Genomic DNA, 9,396 nt, shown 5'->3' on the forward strand with positions numbered 1-9,396 from the left:
ATTCGAATGTACCTAAACAAAAAATATTGTCTTTTACTTTCGTATTAGCGTGAGCTTTGCCCTACTTATTTATGGTGTGTTTTTTACACAATTACGATCATACAAGGTTTATTATCCTCTGAATTATTATCGATTGTTTAATACAGAATAACGGGTTAATGCGCTCTTCTTTTTCTAGTTGCCAGTTGCTTTTGACATGTTCGTGCGCTTCGTCCACTTTTTTCATGGCAAAGTCTCGCTGATAAGGCTCGGTGATGCCAAGTTTATCTAATCCCGCTTCAATAAGCGCTTTTTGTTGTTGCTTTTCTTCTTCAAATAGCTCATCAACTTCGTTCCATTTGCTTAACCCTTCATCAGCATACCATTCACTTTCATAGTTTATCAATAAATGCCCTATCTGCTCCGCTGTCCAACTTCTGCGTAACCCTTCCTTTAAATCCCTATCCGTAAAAGTCGGTGGCGGTAGGTCTTTTTTTCGTTGGGTTGAATATATCAGTGTGCCGGTTAAGATTTGCTGTAATTCTCGCATCGCCGGCGTGTAATCGGCTAAATCTAAGGTGGCAACGTTATTTTTGCTAATTTTATCAGATAATTCGCCTACCGTTGCCTTCTCTTCTATCGTTTTAAAACCTGACCAGTGCCATGGGCTACATGGGTCTCTTTTTCAACTAAAATGATTGTCTTTTCACGTTCCAGTAATCCATCTGCTAAAGCTCGTTTCATGGTAAATCATTAATACCTTTGTGCTACTGAGTATAAACTAACTCCTCTTTTGTTGGTTGTCTATAAGCCACAAAATAATCTTTACCTACAATAAATAATGTATTGTTCATATAAATGGCTTGATTGCCATTTAATAAAAATTTAACTATAGGTAGTTCATCAATATTTTCAAATGTGACATATTCCAATTCGTTACTGATATCAATGTGATATTTTTTAAAATTTTCTACTTGCTGTTGATATAATGCCTCATTATCAAAAAATTGTTTTGAATTGGCCTTACCAAAGGTGACTGAATAAGCCTGTTGATAGTTCACACAAAGTGTTTTTTCATTGGGATTGAAGGTTAATGTGACATCATCAAGCTCATCTAATCTTCCGCCATCAAAACGTAAATAGTTATTTGCTTGATTACTGGTTAAGAGAAGACTTTGTGCTGAGTGTTGACTTTTATCTTTAATGGCAAATTCGCGGTAACAATTAGAGGTAGTAGGCAGTTCTTGAAACTTTCCTTTATTGGTGACCTGAAAATGTTGAATCTCCATTGTTTCATCTTCAAAGCGTTGGCGACGTTCGATAAAATAGTTTTTGTCAATGGTAAAGTAACGATAACCAACAGCTTGCCCATCACCGCCAGGACCTCCACGAGTTGTGGTTATGTAGCTAAAAATTAATAGTTTATCTAGAACTTTATAATCACTTGAAAACAGATATAAAAATGAATCTGCTTCACCACTGTCCCAGAATACATCAATAAATATTGGATTTATAATGGATGAAATGGGAGAAAATTTTGCTCCGTATATATCTGTTGCAGACCATGGAAGATCCAAAAAATTTTTGTAATGAATGGATAACTTTTTTAATACTTCATCTCGATATAATATAAAAGCATCATCTGCATTAAATGGCACCGCAATTATGGGTAATTGAGGTACATCTTTAATAAATGCCTTTTCAAAATAAGGTTTTGAATAAAATACTGGTTCACCATTTTTTCCAAATAGAAGTAGTATATCGTCCAATAATATTACTTGCCTATTTTGTGTTACATATTGTTTTAATAGACTATTATCAATGGTTTTATCAAATTGAAGATAAGTAATGCTATCATTTAATTTAATATTATAATTATACGCTAGTAATTCTTGCTGTTCTTTTAAATCAAAATATGTTTGTTCAATATTATTATTTATAAAAAAATCTTTTGCAGGCATAGTATTACGTGTAATCAAAAACGACTGATTATTAAAATAAAATTTATTACCAAGCAATTTTATATCAAAATCAACCGTTGTTTCATTTATCAATGTACCGCTAATACCATAAATAATTCCCCAATTATCCAGCGTTTTTTTTTCATCAGCTGTAGCTGATGATGCAATTAACCTCAAGAATAATAAAAATAAAATAAAATGTAATTTGATTGTCTTCATACGTTTTTTAACCTTTATTAATTATTAATGTTCGCATTGGTAATCCATTAACTTGCTCAACGCTTTTGGCAAAATATTCATCTTTCAAATAATCTATTTCGAAACTTCTTACATCAAAATGTACCCATGTTGATGCTACAGCTTGCTCTTTTGGTTTTTTTACTCGATTACCTGCCTCTAAAGAAATAACATTTTCAACATACCATCTATAATGTGCATTACAATACTTAATCATCACTTCTCTTGCATCGTCACATAAATTAGATACTGTGATTTTAGGATTATTGTAAACCATGTGAATATCAAGAGCCTTTCCCATATGATTAGTAGTTTTTCTGAAATTATGAGCGTTATTATCAGACCAACAACGATATCCAGATTCAACTGAGCTAATTTTCATATTTCGTTGATCAAAGTGTGCTAAATAAAATTTCCATGCTCTTAATACCCAAAATAAAGTTCTATGTAACCCTGGATATTCATATTCTCTTCTTTTTTCATTAATTGTTGCTTTTTGTTTTTGCTCAGAATGTCTTCCAAGTCCAAAACCGCCGCATATTTTATCTCACGCTACTAATTTCAATGTTGAACATTTACATTTAGCTTGGGCAAAATAGGTTTCTATAGGGTATTCCTCTTGAAATTCATCGATAGCTTTTATTACTTCTAAATCAACAACGCCGGTCTCGTCGGTTTTCATATAGTCACGTTGGAACTGTTTAATCATATTCTCCGTTCTGTCGGTAAATTCATCGGTTGGTACATTGCCACCAAATCCAGCAAGTCTGATATTAATTTCCCGAATAATTTCATGTTTATCGCCTTTTTTGAAAAGAAGATTCTTTTCAGAAAAATAATTCATCATCGCCACCGGATGAATAAACCACGCTTTTCCATCCATTGATAGGTTAGAAAGTATCGGTGTGTTAGCATTAACAGAGGATTGGTTAGAGTTTGCTGTTTGTGCTTCTGCCACTTCTTTCCACCATAAAGATGGTTTTATGCGTTTTTCTTTTTCAAGTTGCCAGTTGGTTTTGATATGTTCGTGGGCTTCGTTCAATTTTCTTAAGGCAAAGTCACGTTGATAAGGTAAGGTTAGGCCGAGTTTGTTTAACTCTTCTTCGATGATTTCTTTTTTTGCTGTTTCTCGTCTTCATATAGGCTATCTATCTCATTCCATTTACTTAATTCTTCATCGGCGTACCATTCACTTTCATAGTTTATAAGTAAATGGCCTATTTGCTGCGCCGTCCAGCTTGTGCGTAACCCTTGTTTTAAATCGCCATCAGTAAAAGACGGTTGGGTTGTTTTTTTGCGCTGCATTGAATAACGTAGTGTTCCGGTTAAGATGTGATGTAATTCCCGCATTGCTGGGGTGTAATCGGCTAAATCTAAGGTGGTGACTTTATTTTTGCTGATTTTGTCGGATAATTCGCCTAGTGTTGCTTTTTCTTCTATGGTGTTAAATCCATGCCAGTGCCATGGGCTAATCTGTTTGATATGGGCTTGTTTTAGATTGACCCAACCGGTTATTGGTATGCCTTGTTGGTTGCCTGCGGTCACGTGTACCCATTTCTCTTTTTTATCATCGATGGCGATTAAGCCGTCATGCGTTAATGCGTTTAGGGATAGGGTGCGGGGATAGGCGACAATATTGTTGTCTTTGTCTTTGTCTTTGTCTTTTGTTGCTGGGAGATTATCTAATGTTAATGGGAATTGAGTCCAATACTGGATGTCTGAACTAAGCTCGCCGTCTTTTCCTTGTAGATGAGAAACGGCTTTCGACGCTATCCAGTACGGTTTGTTTTTGACCATAAAGCGGAGAGTTATTTGGGTTGGTTTATTTGCTGGTGTGGAGTCGTTAGTAATCCGTTCAACTTCATCGGGTATATCATTTACCGTTAATTCGGGATAGGTAGCTTGATAATGTGCAATCAGATTGGCTTTGTCTTGCTTGGTTAAACGGTGTTGGTTTGTTTTCGTATCAAAAGCAATGTGGGAAGGGGTTGGGTAGGTTAATGTATATTGGGGATAGATGTTAACGTAATAGTGGCTTGGATTACCGATAAATGTTATCCCTAATCCTGCCCGTAGAAAGCCAGCTGGTTTGTGCGCTTGAATTAATTGTGCTTGTTTTTCAACTAAAATCACTGTTTTTTCATTGTCTGGTAATCGGTCGGCTAATGCTTGGCTTTGATTGATAAATGTGGGTAAATCATCACAAGTAAAGAGTTCAATATGGGCTAGTCGTGGTAATTGGCTCTTTGAGGCACGTTTCATATTGGCTAAAGGGGCGTCTTTTGGCTCGTCAAAACGTTGGCTTTGGCTGACATGGTGTCCAATATAGCCAATAAAGTCGCCTTTGTTGATGGGGATAGGCGCTTTTAATACCACCACTTTGTCTAACTTTTCTGGTTTGAGATGGGTTAAGGTTAAGGTGGTTAATTTGACATAGCCTTTATGTGGGGCATTATCATTGCCATTTTCAGCCATTAGTAGAGCGGGAACGTCAACATGGCTAATTTTGCGGATTTTAGCGTAACCATTTTCTTGTCCGTCAAAGTCAAAACTTGCCGTTTTGGGTAAGTATGTGAGCGTTTGCGTTTCGTTGGCGGTGGCATATATTGCAATGCCTTTGACGGCGACTTCGGGTTTGCCCAGCTTGTCATTATCTTCGCGGCAGATTTCGTAGTCCCTATCTGCATCCGCACTCTTTCCGGTTGGTCTTTCGCTGTCTTGCGTGCCAATATCCTTATGCCAGACATACCCCGTGATATTGCCTAATTCCTTTTTAAATCCAGTTGCGGTGACTACTGTCCCTGCAGTTATCGATACGATTTTATACCAGCCCGCCTTTTTTGGATGTCGTTCGCCTAAACGGACTTTACTGCCTTTGAGTAGTAATCCAACAACGGTTGTTTGGCTTCCATTTTCTCGTATTACACTGCCTTTAATGGTGTCGGCTTTTTCCTGATTAACTATCCCTGACACAGCCTGCCAATAATGGGGGTAGGTAATTTGATTACCACTTTCTTGTGTTTTTTGTTGATAACCGTACCAATCAAGCTGGTGCATATATAAACTGTATAAGGTTATCGACGGGGGCGCTTGAGTTGAAATGCCTATCTTGGGCATGGCTAAATAGTGCCGAACTAAAGTAAAACCTGTTGAAAAATACGCCACTTTTTGCTGGGCTTGATAGGGGATTTCGAGTTTAATATTGTCGTTGTATACCATCTTTGGATAAACGTCATTAACGCGATAGGCGACCACCTCGCCATGTGCCATACAGCGCAGTTTATCGTCACGCCCTATCTTTTTTAGTACCTGTTCATCAAGATGAATACCACCATGCCATATGCCATTGGTACCAAAAGGATAAAAACCGCTGTTTGCTTCTGATAAGGCTTTATAATAGGCGTCTTGACTAAGTGGTTGTTCGCCTATTGGAAATGTGAAATCGTCTATTTTTTTGATGGTCATTTTACGTTCATAAATTTCTTATCTTTATTTTAATTTGATAAGTTTTTACTTATCGAATATATTTAGCATTAATATTTCTCTTTGCCCATTAATCAATAATAAACTTGGGAAATAAGATTACATTGTTTCTTTATAAAAAGTATCTTTTTGCTTATTTGATTATGGTTCACTGCCAGGCTCTACCACAGCTTTTTCGCAGTCTTGTCTTTCTTTTTTAGTACATTGTTTTTGAATAGATTTTTGCATTACCAAACCTTTTTCTAATCTATGTACGGCTCATAATGAACATATTTTAAGCACTCGCCTTTAGAACAACCAAATGCTATCTGATCTTTGTTTTCTCCGGAAATAAATGCTAGCCCCCCCAAATCAATACTATAACTTTTATTTACTCCATTAATTAATAATTCACCATTTATTTCACACGTATAAACGTCGAAAGCACTTATTTGAGCTGAATTGATATATTTTTCTGCGGTCAAGAAAAAACGGGCTATATCTTTTTTGCCTAAGTTCCATTTATTACATAAATCGTTAAGATAATCGTCACTACCCTCCTTAATTACTTTTTTTATTGACAGTACTTTGATTTCATCGTGATTTATATAAGGTTCATTATGAACGTATTTCAAACACTCGCCTTTAGAACAACCAAATACTATCTCTTCAGCGTTATCACCTTCATGAATAACTGCTACTCCACCTAAATCAATGCTATATTCTTTTTTTATTCCATTAATCAATAATTCACCTTTTATGTTGCAATTATAAAAGTTAAACGAATTTATTTGATCTGAATCGATAGATTTCTTTGCAGTCAAGAAGAAACGGGCTATTTCCTTTTTGCCTAATTTCCATTTATTACATAAATCGTAAAGATGATCGTTGCGGTCCATTTCTACCGCAACTACCTTTTCTAGCGATAATACTTTGATTTCATCACGATTATTGGCACTAGTAGTGACGGGGATCAATATTCCAATTATCAGCAGGAGGATACAGATTTTTACCTTCTCCACTTGTTTTATAAGCAATGCACTGATGTTGATACAAGTCTTTATCATTTAAATTAAACTCCTTTTGTAAAAAAATAACTAAATTTCTAATTGATTCTAATTGTTGAGGTGTTGCATCATCCCATAACTTAGTTTTGTCGTCCCACCACGCAACAACTTCAATACCTATACTATCTTTGTTATACAGATAACGTTCTGGATAATCTTTTTTTAATTCAGATAAATATTTTTCTCTATAAGTTTTTGATCTATAGTTTGTATCACAAGTTCTAGTCAATTCACAACGAGGTCTAATGACTCCTACATGATTAGCATATTTTTTCAAACTTACAACTTGATAAATTGTTCCATCCTTATCTATAACAAAATGTGCGCCAATATTGTCTTTATTCCAAGGTGATTTCCAAGTATTTTCAATAACATTAATTGCACTTCCTTTTGAATATGTTCTATGCAAAACAATGGCATTGGGACCAATGATATTTCCCCGTTCCAATTTTTTAACTTGGTATTGAATAATACTGTCATTACAAATAAATCCTTCATTATTTATATTAGATTTTTTATTAAAAATATTTATAACTCCAACAGGATTCATAAACCATGCTTTACCATCCATTGATAGGTTAGAAAGTGCTAGGGTGTTGTCGTTTGATTTTTGAGATGATTGTGCCTGTGCCACTTTTTTCCACCACAGTGAGGGTTTGATGCGCTCTTCTTTTTCTAGTTGCCAGTTGCTTTTGACATGTTCGTGCGCTTCGTCCACTTTTTTCATGGCAAAGTCTCGCTGATAAGGCTCGGTGATACCAAGTTTATCTAATCCCGCTTCAATAAGTGCTTTTTTTTGCTGTTTTTCTTGTTCATATAGGTTATCTATCTCATTCCATTTACTTAATTCTTCATCAGCATACCATTCACTTTCATATTTCACCAGTAAATGCCCTATCTGCTCCGCTGTCCAACTTCTGCGTAATCCTTCCTTTAAATCTCTATCCGTAAAAGTCGGTGGCGGTAGGTCTTTTTTTCGTTGGGTTGAATATATCAGTGTGCCGGTTAAGATTTGGTCTAATGCCCGCATCGCTGGGGTGTAATCGGCTAAATCCAATTTCGCCACTTTATTCTTACCTATCTTGTCAGATAATTCACCGACCGTGGCCTTTTCTTCTATCGTTTCAAACCCAGGCCAGTGCCATGGACTACGCCGTTTGATATGCACTTGTACATTGTCTTTTATATTCACCCAACCTTGTATCGGTAGCGTTTGCTCATCCAGTGCCGTCACTTGTACCTAGGTTGTGTTGTATTCCTCTATCGCTATCAAGCCGTCATGCTCCAGTAAACTTCATTGATGCTCACTACTCGTTCTATGTTTTATTGTTATCTGATAAGTTTTACAACAAATCACGTATATTATTAATGATTCACTAAAAAACCCATGATAAACATTTTTGATTTTCATGAGCTTCTTTTAAAATTTGTTTGATAGATTTATAAATATCTTTTATTACTTGCTTTAAATCAGAGTCTAGCAATGAAGATTCAATAACTTGATCATTTTCAACATAAAAATCATAATTAACACTTAAAATATTGCGAAATTTTTCATAAATCGGGAGATTATAATAATCAAATTTAGCATTGATGTTATAATTATGAGGTTTACTTTTTATAACTTTAATTTTACTTGCAAATGTTTCTCCATAAACATTTAATACTAATTCGTTACTTTTTTTATAATCACAAATTAATTCTGCCCCTTCAGATGAAAAAGATTGAGTTTCAAAAACATCTGCATTAGCATTTCCAATAAGAAAGTAAAATATTAACATATTAATTAATATTGACATAACCTTCATCATCTATATCTCCAGCATTATATTTTTTTAAAAGTTGAGTAGTAGTAAAACCGTATCTAAATTCAAAGTGTGGATAATCTTTAAATGTAACCCAGTCCCCACCCCATAAAAAACCGTATGATTTTGCTATCTCTACAATTTCTTTTATTTTCGGGTGCTTATTGTCAAAATAAATGGCTTTTTTATCTAAAATTTCTACCACATCAATCGCCAATCCATAATTATGAAAACTATATCCACCTTTAACTTTTGTCACAATAGGATCTGAATTTTTCCTACCTTTATCGTAAAGTTTATTTTGTTCTTCAATAGACCTATAACCATCAGAAACCCTTAACTTTAAATTTAATTTGCTTTCAGCGTCATTTATAAAATCTAAAGTATGTTGACGAATTCTCGGGTGTAATAACGCAATTCTAGAGTTTGTAACACTATCCCAAGTTTCAGTTTTCTTATTTTCTATAACATTAAAATAATCCATCATCGCCACCGGATGAATAAACCATGCCTTGCCGTCTGCGGATAGATTGGACAGTTTAGGCGTATTAGCTTCACTTTGTTCTGTGCTAGTTGTTTGATTTTGGGCTTGTGCCTGTGCCACTTCTTTCCACCATAAAGATGGTTTTATGCGCTCTTCTTTTTCTAGTTGCCAGTTGCTTTTGACATATTCGTGCGCTTCGTCCACTTTTTTCATGGCAGAGTCTCGCTGATAAGGTAAGGTTAGTCCGAGTTTGTTTAACTCTTCTTCGATGATTTCTTTTTTTTGCTGTTTTTCTTGTTCATATAGGTTATCTATCTCATTCCATTTACTTAATTCTTCATCAGCATACCATTCACTTTCATATTTCACCAGTAAATGCCCTATCTGCTCCGCTGTCCAAC

Annotated in this window: 9 protein-coding genes; all 9 read right to left on the reverse strand. The window is 35.2% G+C overall.

Annotated features, from left to right (window positions below):
- Positions 1-97: 97 nt before the first annotated feature.
- The gene (locus tag A9G36_RS07370) at positions 98-529 is read right to left on the reverse strand and encodes a hypothetical protein (protein ID WP_065585582.1); all 432 of its coding nucleotides are present in this window, start codon (positions 527-529) and stop codon (positions 98-100) included.
- A gap of 217 nt (positions 530-746) precedes the next feature.
- Positions 747-2,159, reverse strand: a complete 1,413-nt coding sequence (locus A9G36_RS07375) for a hypothetical protein (protein ID WP_065585583.1) — start codon at positions 2,157-2,159, stop codon at positions 747-749.
- Between the two features lie 7 nt (positions 2,160-2,166).
- Entirely contained in the window at positions 2,167-2,559 is a 393-nt protein-coding gene (locus tag A9G36_RS07380; protein WP_065585584.1) for a hypothetical protein, read from the reverse strand.
- Positions 2,560-2,724: 165 nt separating this feature from the next.
- Entirely contained in the window at positions 2,725-3,219 is a 495-nt protein-coding gene (locus A9G36_RS07385; protein WP_065585585.1) for a peptidoglycan-binding domain-containing protein, read from the reverse strand.
- Positions 3,220-3,269: 50 nt separating this feature from the next.
- Positions 3,270-5,642, reverse strand: coding sequence for a hypothetical protein (locus A9G36_RS07390; protein WP_065585586.1), 2,373 nt, complete (start codon positions 5,640-5,642; stop codon positions 3,270-3,272).
- 260 nt (positions 5,643-5,902) lie between these two features.
- Positions 5,903-6,616, reverse strand: a complete 714-nt coding sequence (locus tag A9G36_RS07395) for a hypothetical protein (RefSeq protein WP_065568849.1) — start codon at positions 6,614-6,616, stop codon at positions 5,903-5,905.
- Positions 6,597-7,940 (reverse strand): peptidoglycan recognition protein family protein, encoded by a 1,344-nt coding sequence (locus A9G36_RS07400; RefSeq protein WP_065585587.1) that lies wholly within the window; start codon positions 7,938-7,940, stop codon positions 6,597-6,599. The genes A9G36_RS07395 and A9G36_RS07400 overlap by 20 nt, the downstream gene beginning before the upstream one ends.
- Before the next feature lie 142 nt (positions 7,941-8,082).
- Positions 8,083-8,505, reverse strand: coding sequence for a hypothetical protein (locus A9G36_RS07405; protein WP_065585588.1), 423 nt, complete (start codon positions 8,503-8,505; stop codon positions 8,083-8,085).
- Positions 8,489-9,396, reverse strand: a 908-nt coding sequence (locus tag A9G36_RS09910) for a M15 family metallopeptidase (RefSeq protein ID WP_141670636.1), incomplete at its 5' end; no start/stop codon positions are given. The genes A9G36_RS07405 and A9G36_RS09910, both read right to left, overlap by 17 nt.

The sequence above is a fragment of the Gilliamella sp. Choc6-1 genome (assembly GCF_001690385.1).
Taxonomy (GTDB): domain Bacteria; phylum Pseudomonadota; class Gammaproteobacteria; order Enterobacterales; family Orbaceae; genus Gilliamella; species Gilliamella apicola_A.